Annotated in this window: 10 protein-coding genes; all 10 read left to right on the top strand. The window is 50.6% G+C overall.

What is annotated here, in order from left to right:
* Positions 1-158: 158 nt before the first annotated feature.
* The 10 genes from ACOSDM_RS00475 to ACOSDM_RS00430 all read left to right on the top strand — a co-directional run bounded on the left by ACOSDM_RS00475 (position 159) and on the right by ACOSDM_RS00430 (position 19329).
* Entirely contained in the window at positions 159-4538 is a 4380-nt protein-coding gene (locus ACOSDM_RS00475) for an NACHT domain-containing protein (protein ID WP_420722497.1), read from the top strand.
* Positions 4538-5986, top strand: coding sequence for a hypothetical protein (locus tag ACOSDM_RS00470; protein ID WP_420722496.1), 1449 nt, complete (start codon positions 4538-4540; stop codon positions 5984-5986). Before ACOSDM_RS00475 ends, ACOSDM_RS00470 begins: the two co-directional genes overlap by 1 nt.
* A gap of 257 nt (positions 5987-6243) precedes the next feature.
* Positions 6244-6630, top strand: coding sequence for a tyrosine-type recombinase/integrase (locus ACOSDM_RS00465; protein WP_420722495.1), 387 nt, complete (start codon positions 6244-6246; stop codon positions 6628-6630).
* A 112-nt stretch (positions 6631-6742) separates the two neighbouring features.
* On the top strand, positions 6743-8014 hold the full coding sequence (locus ACOSDM_RS00460) for an FAD-binding protein (protein ID WP_420722494.1): 1272 nt from the start codon (positions 6743-6745) through the stop codon (positions 8012-8014).
* Positions 8011-8502, top strand: coding sequence for a hypothetical protein (locus ACOSDM_RS00455; protein WP_420722493.1), 492 nt, complete (start codon positions 8011-8013; stop codon positions 8500-8502). The genes ACOSDM_RS00460 and ACOSDM_RS00455 overlap by 4 nt, the downstream gene beginning before the upstream one ends.
* Positions 8499-10370 (top strand): hypothetical protein, encoded by a 1872-nt coding sequence (locus tag ACOSDM_RS00450; RefSeq protein WP_420722492.1) that lies wholly within the window; start codon positions 8499-8501, stop codon positions 10368-10370. Before ACOSDM_RS00455 ends, ACOSDM_RS00450 begins: the two co-directional genes overlap by 4 nt.
* 1165 nt (positions 10371-11535) lie before the next feature.
* On the top strand, positions 11536-16068 hold the full coding sequence (locus ACOSDM_RS00445; RefSeq protein WP_420722491.1) for an NACHT domain-containing protein: 4533 nt from the start codon (positions 11536-11538) through the stop codon (positions 16066-16068).
* 264 nt (positions 16069-16332) lie between these two features.
* The gene (locus tag ACOSDM_RS00440; protein ID WP_420722490.1) at positions 16333-17208 is read left to right on the top strand and encodes a hypothetical protein; all 876 of its coding nucleotides are present in this window, start codon (positions 16333-16335) and stop codon (positions 17206-17208) included.
* A gap of 331 nt (positions 17209-17539) precedes the next feature.
* The gene (locus ACOSDM_RS00435) at positions 17540-17896 is read left to right on the top strand and encodes a plasmid mobilization protein (protein WP_420722489.1); all 357 of its coding nucleotides are present in this window, start codon (positions 17540-17542) and stop codon (positions 17894-17896) included.
* On the top strand, positions 17893-19329 hold the full coding sequence (locus ACOSDM_RS00430; protein ID WP_420722488.1) for a relaxase/mobilization nuclease domain-containing protein: 1437 nt from the start codon (positions 17893-17895) through the stop codon (positions 19327-19329). Before ACOSDM_RS00435 ends, ACOSDM_RS00430 begins: the two co-directional genes overlap by 4 nt.
* Positions 19330-19373: the final 44 nt, after the last annotated feature.

Genomic DNA, 19373 nt, shown 5'->3' with positions numbered 1-19373 from the left:
CAACATTGCAGACGCCCCTCGCACTAATATGAACCCGTTTGCGAACATTTGAAACTGTCCACCGATTTACAGAATCTTCGCTTTATGTAGGAATCTCTGTTAGATACGAATCATAGTCTGATACGCAATTTAAAGCTTTGAAGGGCGCCGTTCTAACAGTGGCAAATAGTACGTTTAAAACTGCTGGAATTCCGAGAACAGGCTTCGACTATCAAGATTTGATGGGAATCGATGTTCTAATTCGTTTTTTTCGAGATCCCTCGTTGTTCGAATGGGTAGAGCTAGAGTCTGACGAACCAAAAGTCGGAAAACTTGATGACGTTGTTGCTGCCCGCACAGACGGCAAATTTGAACTGATCCAAGTCAAATTCACGGCAGATTCCGGTACGTATAGGTTGGGTTGGGCTTGGCTACTTGAACGAAAAGGCAAGGGCTCGTCTCTGTTACAAAAGTGGTCGGATGCCCTCCAGCGTGTCCTGGCCCTAGGCCCAGTCTTTTCCGCAAAGCTGAGAACAAATCGTTTGCCCGATAGCGATTTCCAAAAGTCGTTAGTAGGAAACTTTATCGACTTCAATAGTCTTGAACCCAATATGAAGCACAAAGTAGCTGACGAACTGGGGGGCGAAGATAGTGCTCGTTCGTTTTTTGAACGCTTCGAGTTCGGTCACTCGGAGAAACTCGTCGACGACCTTGAAACGGCGTTAAAACAGCAAATCGTACCTTCAGATACAGACCATTCCGGCTGGCTCCTGCTGCGAGACCACGTAAAAAAATGGGCTTCAAGGAAAAGTTTACCAGAGCCTGATGGAAAAATCCGGCACGATCATCTTGTCCAGATTATTACGAAACGCCGACCAAAGCCGATTCCACAGGATTTTGTCGTTCCCGAATCGTACCAAGTTCCGTCGGATGACTTTCACCGGGTATTAATGAGACGCATTCGCGCCAAATCTCATCCGATATCTGTCCTATGGGGGTCGCCAGGTCGCGGTAAGAGTACATTTTTGAGTTATCTGGCTAAATCGCTTAGGGATGAAGATTTACCCGTTATCCGGCACCACTATTTTCTATCGCTTGACGATAGTACCATCGACAGAACGTCCTTCCCGGAGATTGCGCATTCGTTGATGCATCAGATTTTTGCTTTGTACCCAGATGCAGTCCGAAGCTTAAAGAACGCGCCGGACCAGCTACGTGAATGGGTGAAATCTTGCGGTGCGCATTTTGCCAAAGAGAATAAGCGATTCTACCTAATCGTAGACGGTCTAGATCATGTCTGGCGCGAGCAGCAAAGCATTACACAGATGGAGCACCTGTTTAACTACCTGCTGCCATGTCCAGAAAATGTATGCCTGTTAGTTGGTACTCAGCGTGTTCCCTCAAACCAGCTACCGTTGAGACTTTCTCAAAAGGCAAAGCCGGATGACTGGATTGAAGTGCCTCCAATGGATCGAGCGGCTGTAGAGGCCTGGGTAACGGCACAGCATAGCGTTGGGCGACTATTACTCCGCCATGATGGAAAAAATGTAAGAAACGCAGAGCTGTCGTGCGTATGTGAAGCATTTTATGAAATATGCGGGGGGAATCCGCTACACCTAATTTACTCGTTGGAAGCTCTCGTCAGGCGAGGTTTAGCCGTTTCGAAGGAGGACATTTATGAAATGCCGTCCTGTCCTGACGGCGATATTCGCGAGTACTACGCCCGTCTTTGGGCTCGAATATCTGAAAGTGGGAAGAAAATTCTTCACGCTATCGCAGGCTGTGATTTTTGTTGGCCTTTAAATGGATTGCACCAATGCTTTGGGTCCACACATGAGATCGACCATCTTCTCGAGCATCGAAGAACCGGCCTGACCCCATTTCACGGCAGCCTGCTCGCTTTCGTGAGAGAGCAAACCAACCATCAATTTTTGGTTCAACTCGCCTTGCCAACGGTTGCTGATTGGTTAGAAAATCACGCATCTGATTACCTAAAGTGGGCGTGGCTATGGGTTGTGCGCGCGCGAAATGGAAATCCGGATTCACTTCTTAACGGCGTTTCAAGGCAATGGGCACTGGCCTCACTCGCTGTCGGTTGGCCTGCAAGTCAAATTGAAGTCATCCTCAGCGAGGCGGAGCAGATTGCATTTTCGATGCACGACTTTGCCAAGACCATGCAAATTAGATCACTTAAGACGCGGATTTATAATGGTCCTCAGTTCCAAACCAATCGGTTTAATGACTTCCAGGAAGCTGCGATTCGAACCGCCTCCAATCAGCAACAAATCTTAATTTTGGCGGATCAGCTTCCATTAGCAACGGATAACGAGATCATTACACTTGCCAGATGCCTAAATGGGACTGACTTCGACAGTATTGGAACTGACTGTGTTGAGGCGCTGCGCGATGAGGTGAATCGTCCAATCGCGTTGAAACACGCATTGCCAAATGATTTTTCCAATACGATTGAAGTCTTTGTTGAGGCGCTCGTAGAGTTTGGGCAGTTTGATCCAAAACTCTTGTTGAATTTTTTAGGTCAATTCCGAGATTATACCCGTTTGTTTCGCGCATTTTTTCAACATTCGGTACGAACCCAAAATTTTGATGCAATTTGTGATATGCTCCCGTTTCTAAATGGTGACGAATACTCAAACGTCCGAATTCTTGCGGAAAACGCAGCTGTCAGAGTCTCATGCCAACAGGGCATTGATCTTCATGTACGTCTATCGCCCTCCCAAGAGATCAGTCCGTTGCTATCGTGTTGGTATAGATTGCGTGGAATCATACCACCTCAACCATGCAGTCTCGCTGGTATTAGTCAGGATGCCATTCAAGAGCGATACGACTTTGGGCCCAACCCCGAGTTAGATCACTTCCTGCACAATTTGTTCTATCTGCTGCTCGATCTGTCCTTAGACACAGAAGGAGAATGTTCTCCAGTGTTGATAGGTGTCGATACGCTGAAAATGGGATGGCTTCGCGAAGCGATGGACCATTTCTGGGAAGCGGCGCTTCAGATATCAAAAGATCATAGTATGGTAAGTTTTGAAGGCCTGTTTCTTGGTGTAGCAGACCTGCCCACAGTTAAAGCTGAACAACGGCCTAGCGACCCGGAATCGGCACAATATCGTGCATTTCGCCACACCGTTGGAGAAATTGCGCTGGACCTCCATGCCCTAAAATGTGCGATTTCAACTCCAGAAGCCGTTTCTAGGGAAGAGTTCGAAGTGGCCCGCAGCTCAGTTCATTGGAAAGACGAGATATGGCTTGCGCGCGAACTAGCAGAGCGACGAAAATGGATTAGCCCTCCTGCTATTGAACTGCTTGTGCAAAATCTTGCGGATTCAGAGGCGAAGTATGTTACCGAGTTCAACGAAAGAGCCGAGAGATGGATCGAGCTCGCCCAATTGTCGTTACTTTATCAAGTTGGTGAAGCGGAAGAATATGTTCTCCGGGCGGCCGATTGCATAACGGGATACGGCTCGCATAAAGATGTTTGGATATTTGAAGTCCTATCTTCCGTACAGTACGCCCACCAAATTGGCGATGTGGATATCAAACCTTGGCTAAAGCAACTCGCCTCGATAATTGAGGAGATAACAAATTTCACCGATGGGGACGAAACCAATCACGCACCTTCCGAGTACGTCGATCTAGTTACATTTGCCAGCCGGGAGTGGCTGCCGTCACTTTACGCATACTTCGTGGCTCGTGATCGCAACAAACTCGCTGAGCAAACATTATCCGCCATTTTGAAACAATTGGACTACTCGGAGCCAGCTGCACGTGCCTTGGCAAACTCGCTTGTTGATGAGGTCGACATAAGAACATTAGAAGCCCTAGAAAATGACGGCGATCAGAACATTACAGGGATTCTGACCAAGCGCCGGGAGTTTCTAGGTACAAGGACGGCACAGGCAGTTTCCCTCGACGACACACAGGAGGCTCAGAACGATGACATTGGCTGGAGAGGCAAATCTCCTAATGTCTCTCGGTATGGTGCAGACGAACTTGAGAAGCTTCTCAATCGCGTTAACACACATACCGTTGGATTTGAACGGCGTGACGATTGCCTGATCCGCTGGCTCAAACATTGGGCCGAAAATGGAAAGGGTATAGAGGCGCTGCGTGCCATTGATTCCTATTTTAATAAAAGCGATAATCCAATGCTGCCAAACTCGCTGTACGACGCCGCATTTGAAGTCAGCCTAAAGTACGAAGGCAAAAAAAGGGCTTATGATTGGATTGTCCGTGCGCACGTAGAAGGTCATGGGTGGCGATCATTTTGGAACAACCGAGAAGATATAATCTCTCGCCTAGAATCCGTCGCAAAACATTACAGAAAGGATTGGAAAGAATTCATTCTAGACACATCGGTTCAGCCTAAATTTTGGGCCAAACGGCGCTTTAGCTTTGTTATCGGTTCCGAATGGCTCGTAATGTTTCTGTATTTGGTGGGAGAGCAAAACACGGCCACACAGTTAGTCGATGAGATGGTAAATCTCACAGTCGACTTAGCCCATGATCAGCCACTTTCGACGCCAGAATGGTTAAAGTGATGCTTGGCACCGAGGTCGCTATTCAAACTCTTTGCGAGCGCCTCAATTGGCCGGTTCGTTTTGCACGTTGGCAATCAGCTAGGCAGATCGCCGCGTTGTTCTCTTCTTCGCAACGAAAACAAGTTGAAGAGATTTGGCTGAATTGGTTGGGCGCAAGAAAGTTTGAATCTGAGGTAGTCGCGGGATTATCGGTGTTATTTGCGATTGAACCTGACAGTCTTCCACCTGCGGACGCAGTGCTAAATTCGATTCTAAAGCCTTCAATCTTGGCTGATCACATTGTCCACTTTTTGTATGAACGATCTCTGGAGAATTGGCACGATGCACACTCAGGGAGCGCTCCTTTTGGATACATTCCAGATGACTATTTTGAGTCGCACAAAACTCAGGTTGTGCCTCCAATTCTGGGTAACGAACTAGAACGCTTACAAAGAGAGACTGGTTTACCATTTTCCGAACAATGGGCATTTGAATGGCAATCATTAATGAATCAGACTAGCAGCATTTATTCTTCATTTCCGTACTACTTTGTTGATTCTGCACACAATAGACAAGGGATAGCATGTCAAGTTAGCCAGTCTCAGTGCAATGTCTTTCGCTCCGCGTTCCTACGAACTCTTGCGCACGCTACTAGCGAATGGGGAATGCCGAAGGAAAACGCAAAGGTTTTGGCATCGTTTTGCCTTCCGATCAGCAAAGATTTAATTTCACTTACACCAGTTATACGACCGCAATGGCTTGGAGATTTACCAGAACGATGTAGCGAGCCAGATGCTCCCATTGAATCGTTGGTACGCGAACTTATTAAACCAAATGCTGGCACCAATGGAATGCGAGCTGTTTCTCTTCGTATACCGCTCCGAAAGGATGTCGCCGAGTATGGAGAGCTAGTCGTAGAGAGCTTTTTCGCTTCAGACGATTTTGTTCCAAACACCAAATTCAGTAACCATCGTCCTTTAAGCCTTCTCCGCCCCAAATCGGATTTCAGTGCTGTTGAAGGAACGCTCTTCGTTCAAGAACCTGAAGACATATTCATTCCGGGCGACCGAGGTTCTTGCATCTCCATGTGCTCCGATGTGTGGCCTCAACACCTCGGATTTTGGCAATTCGATTATGGGCATTTGGGTTTTTCATTTCCGACCGCATTTGTTTGCGGCAAGCCCATAGAATCTAAGCTCGTTGAGGACCGGATCGAATTCTTATCGTCGGAAGGAACGCTAGGGCATTGGAAAACATGGAATGACGATTGGACAGTTGCATATCCCAAAGGAGGGCGAACGCGTTGCGGTGGTCTCACTGAGCTTAGCAATCAAGTTATCGAAGAGGCTTCTGGAAGGCTTGGCATGGAATTGTTCTGGCGCGTAAAATTAATTCTTTGGGACAAGCAATCTGATTATGAACCGCAAACAAGGACCGCAAGGTCGATCCTGTTTTCTGAGGCTCCCTAGCGCTTGAAGGGAGTCTTCAATTTTCGTCTCTGTAGACTCGGTCATTTTGTATGCTTTTACCTGTCTGTCGTGTCTGCAATTTCTATCTCATCTTCATTCCCCTTCGGGTCATTACGATGAACCAGAAATCCTCTCCTATGCAATTCCACTAATCTGCCCCTAGGTGCTGACGGCAGACAGTCGCTCTGAACCAGGAGAATGTCGAAACCGCACGACTGGGGATTATCGTCACAATTCGTCGGTCCAAGACGGACCAGATGGGCGAGGGGCGCCAGATCGGCATTCCCTACGCGAGAGGTCGTCACTGCCCTATCCGGTCTCTGGAAGCTTGGCTAAAGCTCCTGCCTGATAGCCCAGGTCCAATCTTCCGCCCGGTGATCAAATCGGGAAAAGTCGGGGACAAGAGGTTATCCACGGAGGCCGTATCGAAGATCGTGAAGGGCGCGGTCGCATCCATCGGCCTAGACCCAGCCAAATACTCCGGCCACAGCCTTAGAGCCGGGCTCGCCACTAGCGCCGCTATGCACGGTGTCAGTGCCCTCGCCATCCGCCGCCAGACTAGCCATGCGTCAGACAGTATGCTCGCCCGCTACGTTCACACTGGCGAGCTATTCGTGAACAATGCTGCCAGCCTACTGTTTTAAGGCTCTAGGAAACCAGATACTGAAACACTTTCAGTATTTGATTGAATTTTTCCCTAGATAATCGCTTCTCGAGTGTTCAGATTGTTAATTGTTAAAGGGGGGGTGAGCCGAAATGCGCTATGATGTTGCGATCTTGGGGGCTGGACCGGCGGGGCTTGCTGCCAGCGTGGCATGTAGACGCGCGGGCCTACAATTTGCTGTCCTAGAGGCCGGGGTTGCGATAGAACACAGAAATCACAAAGACCAAGACGCTCTTGGGAAAGGTATTGGCGGAGCGGGCCTATATTCAGATGGCAAGTTCTCTTTTTTTCCCTCTGCCACAAAACTTTGGAACCTCCAGCCAAAAGAAGATTTGTTAGTTTCATATGCGTGGATGACCGAATTGCTCGGAGCTTACGGCATCAATGCGCCAAACCCGCCAGAGCTCACACAGATTGAAGAAGTAGTAAATGCTCTGCCGCGTAGTGAGCATACCGTAAAAAAGTACCCTTCAGAGTATGCATCGTTTCAATCAAGAGAGAAAATCATCAGGAGCCTTCAAGAAGTTGTCTCTTCCCAAATTATTCAGTCAGCAACCGTAACCAGAGCAATCGTCAACGACAACGGATGCTTCTTGAACGTCCGACATGATCAAGGGCTCGAAACGACGATCGAATCACGGTTTTTAATAGTCGCTTCAGGCAGGTTTGGGCCTCTTCTTCTCACCAAAAAATCAAACATTCCATGCGTATTCAGGCGTTTAGAGGTTGGTTACCGAATTGAACAGCCGTCTGACAGATTTTTTCTAAATTCCAGGAGCGAACTCGACCCTAAGCTCATATTCTCCGATCTTGCGTCAGGTCTAGAATGGCGCACTTTCTGCTGTTGCCGGGATGGTGAAATTGTCTGTTTGAAGAGTAACGGCCTGTTGTCCCTTTCGGGCCGGTCAGATACCGTGAGAACCGGGAAGAGCAATATCGGATTTAACGTTCGTATCACCAACCCCGAACTAGGCGTAGAACGTTGGAATGATTTGCTTGACCTTTTGACTAGCAACACTTCCCCGGTAGCCATGTCTATGGTGAACTATATTTCTGCCGATAGCCTTGAGAATACCGAGCTCGGGCGCCTAGTGGGTCCAAAGGTTGCTCGTTTGATGGCGACAGGATTATCAAGATTAGTTGATCACTACGGAATTAGGAGCTTTGATGAAGCCATGCTTCACGGCCCGACAATCGAAGGGGTCAGTCTTTACCCTCTGGTCGGCGATGATCTACGTTGTGGTGCGCTTCCCGTATGGGCAGCTGGCGATGTCTCAGGAATCTTTCGGGGCCTAGTTGCGGCTCTGGTAAGCGGATACTTTTCGGGGGTGAGAGTGGGACGATATGCGAGACAAAAACTGTGAGTAAAGTTGACGCACTCCCTATCGTTTTTACTGCGCAGTCAAAAGCGTACTTCTATTGCCGTGACGCAATATGCGAGTTTGTATTTAATCAAAATTGCATACCACTCAATCCATTCCGTGTCTTTGAGTATTTTCTTGGGGACAGAGTTGATAGAGACTCTGTACGGCAAGCAAACAATAATATTATTAGAATATCGGATGAGTTATGGGTGTTTGGACATTTAATTGCGGACGGTGTTTTGTTTGAGATTAAGTATGCTCAGGAACTTGGAAAACCTGTAAGGTTTTTTACCGTTTCGAATAGGGCGAATGAAATCAAAGAGATTTCTGTATCCGACCTCAAATTTGAGCCGGAAGTTCACGCGAAAACAAGATTGACTAAAGAAGAGCTGTTTTCTCAGATAACTGAGTACCAGTGTTTGCATCCCTCAAAGACGCAATACTCGCCGCAACTTTCTCTCTTCATTGAGAGTGATCAGCCGAAATGATCAATCGAGACTCGGTCTATCTGCATTTTTTTGATAGGGAACTTTGGGAGTCGGTAGGGCGCTCACCAGAAAGTGAATCGATACAAAAAGCGCTTAAAGTGCTGGTTCTGGCGACTAATGCAAAGCTGTATTGCAGCCAATCTCTGCTCTGGGAAAATCCAATCCTATTTTCGGAAGGTGCGTATGCAGTTTCACTTGTACAAGCATTTGTAACCAATGGTGTCATTGAGCCGATTGGTAGGTATCCGACAATAGGTGAATACATTGAGTCTCGACGAGAGCTCTATCACCATGATCAAGAGAGATACCCTCTCTATTTCAGTAGCTCAGATAATCTTGCGTCTTTTGACTTGCATGCGCGGCAAATAAAGAAGAGTAGCGCAACAGACTTATTAGTTCGAAGGATGCGATCATGGGCAGAGGGTGGTGTCGAACAGATTTCCGGCGAAAAGGAACCCACGCACGCAGTGCGGCGTGCAGTATCACAGTCGCTAAGCAGTCGGGAAGAGCAGGCGATCACCTTCACTTTTTTTAAGCCGTTCCTTGAGAGCGCGGGGGGGTCCTCGGAACGTGCCGAGCATGACATTCGCCGCCAAATTTCTCGGGGCTATACGGCGCACTACATGAAGCACGCGAATGGTGACGTTGCGACGGGAATTAGGAGCTTGTCATATTTTGAGAGTTTGAGTGAAACATTCCCACAATATGATGTTGTCTTGCTCGAATATATTTTGAAGAGGCTTGGGCGTGACTGCTTCCTGACAGCCTCCCTGAGTGACGATGTAGAAATATGGAAGCAGCTTTCCCTCGCTCGGCACTACTCTGACAATTCAAATGTAAGTGGTATCAATATACGAGAGATTCTAGTTCATATTTTTTACTGGTACATTTGGCGGCACGGCGGCTCATCCCGATCCGACGACTTTTTCGGGTTCCGTAACGAGGCGATAATAAAATTACGTGAAGTGCTGAAAGAAGGGCTTTTTAGGAACACGAGCGTCGAACCTAGTAGTTACTTTCAAGACCTCGCCATTAAAAGCCAAGTTGCGTTGAATGCGGTGAAGGCAGACCGAGAAATCATGATGGCATACGAAAAGCGACCTCTCGCCAACTCTGGAACTAGAAATCATCTGCTTCTAGTCACCGCTACTGAGGTTGAAAGGGACACGGTTCTGCGTCTCGCGGAAAGCATTACTGCGAGGGAAGCTACAATCGATTTTGGAAATAGACGGACGTACTATCGGCTGGGCATCATTGGAAATGTGAACGTTAGCCTAGTTCAGTGCGAAATGGGGGCATCAACGTTGGGTGGATCTTTGATTACTGTTTCAGATGCGATTAAAGACACGGCCCCTTTGGCAGTGATTATGGTTGGTATTGCTTTCGGTGTTGATGACGAGAAGCAATCGATAGGGGAAATAATAGTCTCGAAAAACCTACTGTCGTATGAAATGCAAAGAGTAGGAACGAATAAGAAGGGCCGTCGGGAGATTGTTGCGCGCGGCGACCGTGTCACGGCATCGACCAAGATTCTTAGCAGGCTGCGAGCTGCAGAATCTGGTTGGACAGGCAAGAAAGTTCATTTTGGTATGATGCTAAGCGGAGAGAAACTAGTCGATAACATCGACTACCGCGACGAGTTAATGGCTCTTGAGCCGAGCGCGAAAGGCGGTGAGATGGAAGGTGCCGGTGTCTATGTTGCGGCGCAAGAAAGCAATACCGATTGGATGATCGTTAAGGCTATTTGCGATTGGGCAGATGGTAACAAAAGGAAAAAGAAAAAAGAACGACAGCAGAAAGCCGCCGAACAGGCTGTCGGATTTGTGCTAAGGGCCATTAGTCAAGGCGGCTTTGAGATGCTGAACTAGCTCTTGTATCTGTTGGTCAATTTGCCAGTAGGCCAAAATGAGACAATCAATCGTGCTTGCTGCGCTTCTAAAATCTATTCTCCAAATTCACGTTGCTTAAAGCATCCGACCGCACTTGCGCAGATTGTCGCCAGTTCGGTTCTATGACCCTCGAAATTATTACATCTTTCCCAATCCCCTGAATGTGAATAACGTGAGCCACAGAATCGAAACCCACGGTTCTGTGGCGTCGTAACCCCTGCACTGAGCGGTCTAACGAGACCGTGATTCGTCCTTCGACCCTATGATCGGGGAGCCTGTGACGTATGTCAAGGACCCCGGTCTAAAGGTCACAGGGACCGACTCAGCGCGGTTTACGAACTCCCCGATCACCAGGTCGATTTGCCAACTTCCAGCGGGCACGCTGGAGGCTCTGGCTTCGCTTTGGGTGGGGTTCCGAGATGATAAACAAATGGACGATGGTCGCAGTCTGGTTGGCCTTTATTGGCGTGGCTGCTGGGGGCCATGTTTGATATCGATGGTCGGACAAGCTTGAGATAACCAGTGAGGTTGTTGAACCGACTGAGAGACTATCGGTTTCACGCTGCGATGATCGTCGCATATTCAGTGATTGGCACAGCCAGTGTGAGTAAATCTTCTCCTTCGATGAGACACCACTGTACTACGAAGACGGTGTCAAAACGCGATTGACCCTGATCTATGATGGGCGGAACCTGAGGCTTGTGGCCATGGTGCCTGATTGGTTTCACAACCGCTTCTACACCAATCGCATGCCGACACTCGCTGTATTGACTCCCACAACCTATGTCGCCGAACGAGCGTTTTTCTCCGACCACAATCGATCCCCAATTTTGACTGTTGGAGATCGGTCATTCTCATCGTTTCGATGGATGAAGAACGATGAGCATTGAATTGCCTCCGAAACCGATACCGCGAACTTCATTGACGTACTTCTAGATTTAGAGCAGGCGTTCTAGAATCGGTAGTTTCGCCAAGACACTTGTTCCAACTTTCCGCGCTTGTCGTGGTGAATCTTTTCTGACAGAGCTTGAATTGGTCAAACGGACCAAATCCGTCTCCACGTCTTCATTCGACAACTCACAAAAAACTAAGAATCAGGGTAACAACTGAACGGAGTAGAGGCAAATCCAAGGGAACTGCTCGATTGCCGGAACTAGGTCTTACAGCTGTCATTGGGGCAAAGGTCGCTGATATTTTGGTCGGGTATGCCGTTGGCAAGTTTCTTGACCATGCCGCAGGCCGACCAATCGCGAAATACTTTGAGGATAGAGCGACGAAGCTCGCCTTCCGAGCGGCGGCAATCCATGCCGTCGAGCAAATGGCCGCAACCCATCCCGGTCACCAAGACTTCTTCGACGAGAGCTTTGTGGAGCATCGTCTTGCACCAGAGTTGGCAGTTTTACTCACCCGTAATGGACAGCCCGATCCAAAGGTTATTGCGAAGCAGTACAGCGGCTACTTCCAGTCGGATATCCCAGACGTAGAAGCAATCTCCGCTGACTTCGTTTCATTTCTCGATCATGCCATGAGGGAACAACCCCAGCTGTCGGCGTTGATGGACAGCCGACAGATCGATTCTATGTACGAGATGATGAGTGATATTCGTGACGCGCTCCGCTCGGCGGGTAACGCACCTGTATCTAATCAGAGCTACGCAGCATTGCCACCACCGATGGCAGGGCTGGAGCAAGACGCTGTAGTCAAATTGCTTGGCCGAGCGTCTCGTACGCTTCTATCGTGGCCACAAACGCTCGTCACTGGCACCTGGATTGAGCGGCGGGAAGTGGATGAACTCCTGGAAGCGGTGACTTCCAAGGATAATCGAATTGCAGTTCTGCTTGGGTCACCGGGTAGCGGAAAATCGGCGCTTCTCGCACACCTCGGCGAGCGACTGGAAGATACGACGCTACTAGCCATTAAAGCGGATCGTGTGCCACGCGAGGTTGCCAGTCTGGCCGATTTGGGGCGCTGGCTAGAGCTTAACGAACCTCCTGATGTTGTGCTCACGCGCCTTGCGGATCAGAGACCTGTTGTCGTTCTCTTGGACCAGATGGATGCTCTGTGTGAGTTGATCGATCAGCACACACAGCGTTTGTCAGTCCTGATTGAGTTGGTTCAAGCGCTGTCAGAGCACCCCAATATCCACATTGTCATGACGTGTCGTGGCTTCGAGTTCTCTCATGATATTCGGTTCCAGGGGTTGGGCGGTATGGAGGTCCAACTAGCATTACCTGAATGGGACAACGTTCAAGCGGTTCTCGTTGACCATGGGTTCCAGCCAGAAGGATGGCCCCAAAGTCTGCGTGACATGCTCTGCACGCCACAGCAACTCAATGTCTTCCTGCGCTTCATTGCTAAAGACAATGTAGGGAATTTCGACACCTATCAGCAGATGTTAGAAGAAGTTTGGCGGCAGCACGTGTTGCCACCAAAGGCCCCAGCGGGTTGCGTTCATCTGTTAGAAGACATTGCAACGCGCATTGCGGAAAGGGAGGAGCTTTGGGTTACTGTTGCGACGTTCGATGATCGTCGAGCGGATCTGGATCGGATGATTGCAGCAGGCGTTCTGAAGTTAACCGAGAATGCACGCCTTGTAGGGTTCTCTCATCAGACGCTTTTCGACTTCGCGCGAGCCCGCGCTTTCGCCTCGGAGAAGGTCCGATTATCTGATCATGTGCTTGAACGCCAAAACGGCCTGTTCATTCGCCCGACACTATGGAGTGCGCTCACATACCTTCGAGGCACAGATGCTGCAACGTTACGCGTGGAATTTGAACGCATATGGAATCAGGATGATCTCCGGGTCCATATCCGTGACCTTTTGACTGAGTTCCTAACGCAACAGTCTCAGCCAACTGATTGGGAAGCCGCGCTGGCACTCACCGAGCTTGAAGCTGGAGGCCAGTGTTCTAGTATCCTGATGGGTATGGCGGGAAGTCAAGGGTGGTTTGTGCGTTTGGCTGCCGGGCCTCTCCCAAAGCTAATGACAAGGGATCGTGAGATCGCCTTTGCAGCACGGCGAGTTTTGGGGGCTGCGCTTCGGTTTGAGATTGATACCGTGCTCAGCCTGATTGAAGCCCATTGGCTTCCTGATCCAAGTTGGGACGAGTTCACAGTGATCGTGCTGGACGATCTCCCGGCATGGGATGAACGATCCATCCGTATCGCCGAGACATGCTTTCGCCGCTCCGATATGATTGAGCACTGGAAGGGCACTCTCACCTCATCCCTATCCGTTGACATGCCGGAGGAAGCGTCACGTCTCATCAGAGCTTCGTTCGACAGAAGTCTAGAAATCGCCAAGACGCAAGTAGTGGAAACCCCTCCTCCACTAGGCGAAGATGCTGACGAAGTCGAACAGATTGCATATGCTTGGCAGGAGGAAGCCGCGAGATATGACAGGTACAAGAACCTAATCGAAGATACGACCGGATGGTCTGATATCGTCGAAATTGCTGAAGCGGCCCCCGTCGCGTTCATCGACAGGCTTTGGCCATGGCTACTGGAGATTCTGAACGCGGCCGCTAGAGACGAACACCCATTTATGGTTCGATATCGCGACGATCACTCACTTGCGACTTCTGACGATGAAGAGCGAGAGGGAATGAGGCTCGTGCATCCTGTGTGGGCATCGTTTCAGCATGCTGTCGACGGGTATGCCGACAACGAGCCGGAACGGTTCATAGCGCTAATTCAAACCTACCAGTGTTCCGATGTTCTGGCTGTACACAGACTCCTCATGCGCGGCCTGGTGCGGATTACCGAGTACCTGCCAAACGAAGTGCTGGAATACCTACTTGGTGATCCAAGACGGATGATTGTTGGTGACATGGGGAACGGACATCGAGATACACAGAGAGTTATTCGGGCGTTAGTTCCACATCTGACAGAGGATGGCTCGCAGCGGCTCGAACAAGCCATCCTATCGTGGTCTGCATACTACCGTGTGATGGAAGATTGGACGGCGAAAGACCGGCGGGATCGTATTCGGTGGGATCGTGAACACAGGTTGCGACTATTGAACTCGTTCCCTGAGAACCGATTGACGGAAGCTACGCGGCGGTTCCGTAAAGAGGAGAACCGGGCTCTCTTTCCGGTGGATGATAGAGATTCGTGGTCGACAGGCATGACTGAGATCGGTAGCCCCATGTCGACTGATCAGATGGCGCTAGCAAAGAACAGTGATGTCCTGAACCTGTTTGAAGAAATTCATGACGACACAGATTGGGACCATCCACGTCATTTTCATCGTGGTGGCAGCGTCCAAGCTTCTCGCTCACTAGCCGACTTATCCAAAAAGGAACCAGGGAAGGCTATAGAGATCATATCACAGATGCATCCAGGCAAGCATGAGCGGCCTGTCGGCTACGTCGTCGAGGCGCTGGCGCAATCAGCCGCGATCTCGATGCCAGACCTCATTCAGTTGGTTATGAATTTGAGCGAGAAGGGCTTCTCCTCCGATACCTTCCGCACCCATGCGGCCGATGCACTTAGGATTATAGCCAAGGAACCAGATGGCCTTCCAAACGACTGCTGCGAGCTTCTGGAAGCGTGGCTCACTGATTGGGAACCCCCTGACGCACAGCAACAGGATGACGATGGTCCAGCGGACGAAAGTGCAGAACCGGACTATCAACCGATACTGTGGGCTAGTGGTAGGCTTAGGTCGGTTCCGCGAGGGAACTATCCGACCTTGCAAGCTCTAACCATGGGCTACCTACTCAGAAGACCAAGCGACTTCAACGCATGGCTTGGTGTCCTGGAAAGGCACCTTGGGCGGAAGGAGAACCCTTATGTCTGGCGTATGCTTGGACGTGAACTCAGATGGTTGCGTAGTTCAGATCAAGGACGGGCACTTGAATTCGTTGACGCGCTGCTCGCTGCTCAACCGGGACTTCATTTCAGCGCGGAGGGCGCTGTTACACTTGCTTGGCTGCTTCAGTGGATACCCAAAGATTGCGCAGAGAACTGGTTGTCTGCATATTTGACCTCAGATTGGGAAAAGGCGTCACAGGCATTTGGAGAGCTAATTACCCACCGATACTTCTGCGTACCTAGTGATGCTTGCTTTGAGGAAATGGTAATAAGAGCCATCAATGATAAGGGCTGGAGCGGTTCGCAACTCACTTCCATCAAGATCGGTATCGCTCACTCTGCCTGCAACTACTACGTCGATAGATCGACACGAGAAAAGTCGGCGAACCTCCTATCAAAGTTGATGGTTGAGGCTGAAGGCGCGCTGGCTCGAGCGATAACGGATGTATTCCGGCTCACGAATGAAGGCGACGTGGATTCAAATCTAGTCCGGCTCCTGGACACGATGACCACCACGCCGGTGATGTTAAGTGAGGGATCGAAGACATTCATGATCTCAAGGTTGATCGATGCAATCTCAGTTGCTCCCGAAACCGTGTGCCGGTGCTGCGAACAAATCGTCGAACTCAATGTAGAGAAGCTGTCAGATATGAGAACTGGCTTTTCGGCCCACACCTCGGAACTTGTCGATGTAGCAATTACTCTCCAGCGTTACCCACTACTGAGGGACCGGGCGACGGATCTCTTTGAAAGCCTACAGAGGCTAAATGTTCACGGGGTAGCCGAAGCTCTGCATGATCTGGATAGGCATCCACGGTCGAACACCCGTGTACGGCGACGGCGGAGACGGAAGGCGCGTTAGTGTTGGGGCCGTTTCACGCCCCGGCAATAGCAGGCACGTGACAGCGCCCTGGAAAAACAGACGCTAAGGCCAAGCTTGATAGCGTTCGCTCACCTGAGGAAGCAGCATTTGCATGTGAAGTTTGGCGGTACCTTATGGCATGGAATTGTATGGGGTTTAAGGATAGACCTGAGTTTATAATTTTGATAGAGTAACGTTCTCCCAATACGGACAATACTTCGAATGGTTGCTTCATGCCGTATATTCGACGAAGGAAGCCCTGAAATGTCCGCGCCGGAAGTACGGTCGTTGCTTAAAGAATGTTACGCAGACTTTTGTCGAGTAGCCTTGTCCGACGCGGGGTACTCAATTGATGGCTTAGACCCATCAAGCCTAATTCTAGCCTACTATTCTGTCCTGCATCGATCTATCGAAGCGCGCCCGCGCAAGGTGCTAAGGGCTGCGTATGAAACTCCGAAACATTTGCTCGAAGGTGAAAAAATCCTGCTCCAAAAAGTCGAAGAAGGGGAGCCTTTAAGGCCGAACCAAAGCAGGAAGCTGGAAAAACGTCTTTATGACGATGCTATGTTTAACGATTGGGGGGTGCATCACTTTCACTTGGGAACAGTTCCCGATACGAAAAACAGCCGGATTGTTCGTGGGACAGAAGAGATTCTGTTCGCGACGGTAACGGAAAATGATTTCTATGCGATTGGCATCTTTGGGCATGACAGCTGGACGGAAGAAAGCGTCCTAAATATTGTTCATGAAAACTGGCCTGAATTACTCGAGTCTTTTGTCGTCCGGGAAATTATATTCCCCGAGAGCAATTCGCATGAAGGATCTAATCTTCCGCGGCAGGCTGGTGTCAATGCTGTGTCTAAGCGCTACGATGGGACCATTCATATGTCTCCAGGTGGGGGAGTTACGTGCTCGGGGCATAGTGAGCGTATCTTAGACAGTTTGATGAAGTTGGATCGCGACTTCAGACATATTGAAAAAAATGTCCCGGCTGAATTCGCTAGTATCGGCAACGAACTCTCAGAGTTGGAATCAGTTACATTTAGACTTGCAAAGTGTGCAGCAGGGATTGAAGTCTTTATCGATGAACTACCGAATATTCGCTTTTCAGTAAACTTTATATCCGTTCCAAAAATTTGAAGTTACTTCGACTGTACGTATTTGCAGTCTGTGTATAGGGCGTGTATGCGCCCCTACCATTCTGGCTAAGAGCGGGATAGCAAGGGCAGGCTCCGAACGAGAGCTCCCTTGGGATGCGTTTGGATGCCTTGCCGCATCGTGCCGTCAGATTGGCTGTGGTATTAATCCACCCACCCTCTTCGAGCGGCTGATATATGTTGTCCCCTGATGCGTTCATCTAGCTGCTCGAGGGAGAGTGTTTAAACACCGTTTTCCAAGAACTAGCAGACTGGGAAGCGCAACTGAAGGCGATTGAAGAAGATATCCCCAAGGAATGGGAGGAGCCGACGCCATGAGCTCCTCGACCGATACCAAACGCAAACGCCCCGCGCCGTTTCCGGTGCGCTTTAGCGCCGAAGAGTGGGCGCAGTTGGAAGCCAAGGCGGGCGATATGCCGCTCGGCGCGTATATCCGTGCAAAGGCTTTGGGAAAGCAAACCGCCGCCAAAACCGACTACGTGATGTTGGGGCGGATTCTCGGGCTGCTCGGCAAGTCCGAATTGGCCTCCAGTCTGTGCCTGCTCGCCGTCGCGGCGGAACAAGGGGCGCTGATGGTCGATGACGATGTTGCCGCCGACCTCAAATCCGCTTGCGCCGATGTTCAGGAAATCCGCCTCATCCTCATCAAAGCGCTCGGGCTGCACTCGTGATCCTGATCGGCAATCAGCGCGGCGGCGGGCGTGACCTCGCCTTACACCTCCTCAAGGAGGAGAACGACCATGTGCGCGTCCACGAGCTTCGGGGCTTTATCGCCGACGATCTGGAAGGGGCGTTCAAGGAAGCCTATGCGATCAGCCGGGGCACGCGCTGTAAGCAATTCCTGTTCTCGCTGAGCCTTAACCCGCCGAAACATGCCGACGTCCCCACAGAGGATTTTGAAAGCGCCATAGAGCGGGTGGAACAAAAGCTCGGCCTGACCGGGCAGCCGCGCGCCATCGTCTTCCATGAAAAGGAAGGCAGGCGGCATGCCCATGCGGTGTGGAGCCGGATCAAAGCCGAAGAGATGAAAGCGGTGCAGATGTCTTACAGCGGTGAAAAGCTGCTAGATGTCTCACGCGAACTGCACAGGGAGCACGGATGGAAGATGCCGCGCGGCCTCGTGGAGCGAAGCGAACGCGACCCGCGTAACTTCACCCTCGAAGAATGGCAGCACGCCAAGCGCAATGGCGTCGATCCCCGCGATATCAAAACCCACATTCAAGACGCATGGGCGATGTCAGATTCGAAAGCCGCCTTTATACACGCGCTCGAAGAACGCGGCTACCGCCTCGCACGGGGTGACAAGCGCGGCTATGTCGCCATCGACTATCGGGGCGAAGTCTATTCCGTCTCCAAATATGCAAGCGTGAAAACGAAAGAGGTGCGCGAACGGCTCGGCGATCCTTCCGACCTATCAAGCGTTGATTACGCCAAGGCGGCATGGGGCTCAGACCTTCTCAGGAAAGCACAAGACTGGCAGCGCGAGCTCGATCAACGCCGCGAAGCCGAACGCAAAGCCTTCGCCGTCAAACGCGCGGAACTCGTCACCAGACAGCGCGCCGAACGCGCCGCGCAGGATACCGCACTGAAAGCCCGCCAGATCGCCGAAGCTCGCGAAAGACAGGAACGCTTTCGGCCTGGTCTTAAGGGGCTCTGGGACAGGCTCAGAGGCGAGCATGGGCGCATCAAACAGCAGAACCTCCGCGAAGCTGCCGCAGCGGGCATGCGGGATAAAGCGGAGCGAGACAAACTCGTCTTCGACCACCTCAAACAGCGCCGCGATATCGTGAAATCGCACGCGCAGGAACGCGAACGCTATAAGGCCGAGTCGAAGGAACTGACAACTGATCGAGAGGCGTTTGCGGCGGCGGCGCAGGAACACAAGCCCGCGCCGAAACATGCGCCCGAACGACCGAAGTCGAGCCGCGCACCGCCTAGCGCTCCTGCACGTGCGCCGGATACGCTGCGCGAAGAATTCTCGCAGCAGGTCGCACCGAAATCTGAACCAACAGAACGCGACCAACGCCGTGAAGCCTTCAAGGCGCGGCGGCGGGAAGATGTGCGTGAACGTGGACGCGATAAAGGCCCGTCTATTGAGAGATGACTTTTTTCAAGTTCGACTGGGTTGCCCCTGCAACCCTGCCTTTC

The organism is Hwanghaeella sp. LZ110, from assembly GCF_048892525.1.
Taxonomy (GTDB): domain Bacteria; phylum Pseudomonadota; class Alphaproteobacteria; order UBA8366; family Aestuariispiraceae; genus Pacificispira.
This window is presented reverse-complemented; position numbering and strand designations above follow the sequence as displayed.

What these genes read in the sequence shown, in the direction of transcription:
- ACOSDM_RS00440 (WP_420722490.1), top strand. Translation starts at nt 16,333, where the DNA reads ATGTCCGCGCCGGAAGTACGGTCGTTGCTTAAAGAATGTTACGCAGAC.
- ACOSDM_RS00450 (WP_420722492.1), top strand. Translation starts at nt 8,499, where the DNA reads ATGATCAATCGAGACTCGGTCTATCTGCATTTTTTTGATAGGGAACTT.
- ACOSDM_RS00460 (WP_420722494.1), top strand. Translation starts at nt 6,743, where the DNA reads ATGCGCTATGATGTTGCGATCTTGGGGGCTGGACCGGCGGGGCTTGCT.
- ACOSDM_RS00470 (WP_420722496.1), top strand. Translation starts at nt 4,538, where the DNA reads ATGCTTGGCACCGAGGTCGCTATTCAAACTCTTTGCGAGCGCCTCAAT.
- ACOSDM_RS00435 (WP_420722489.1), top strand. Translation starts at nt 17,540, where the DNA reads ATGAGCTCCTCGACCGATACCAAACGCAAACGCCCCGCGCCGTTTCCG.
- ACOSDM_RS00465 (WP_420722495.1), top strand. Translation starts at nt 6,244, where the DNA reads ATGGGCGAGGGGCGCCAGATCGGCATTCCCTACGCGAGAGGTCGTCAC.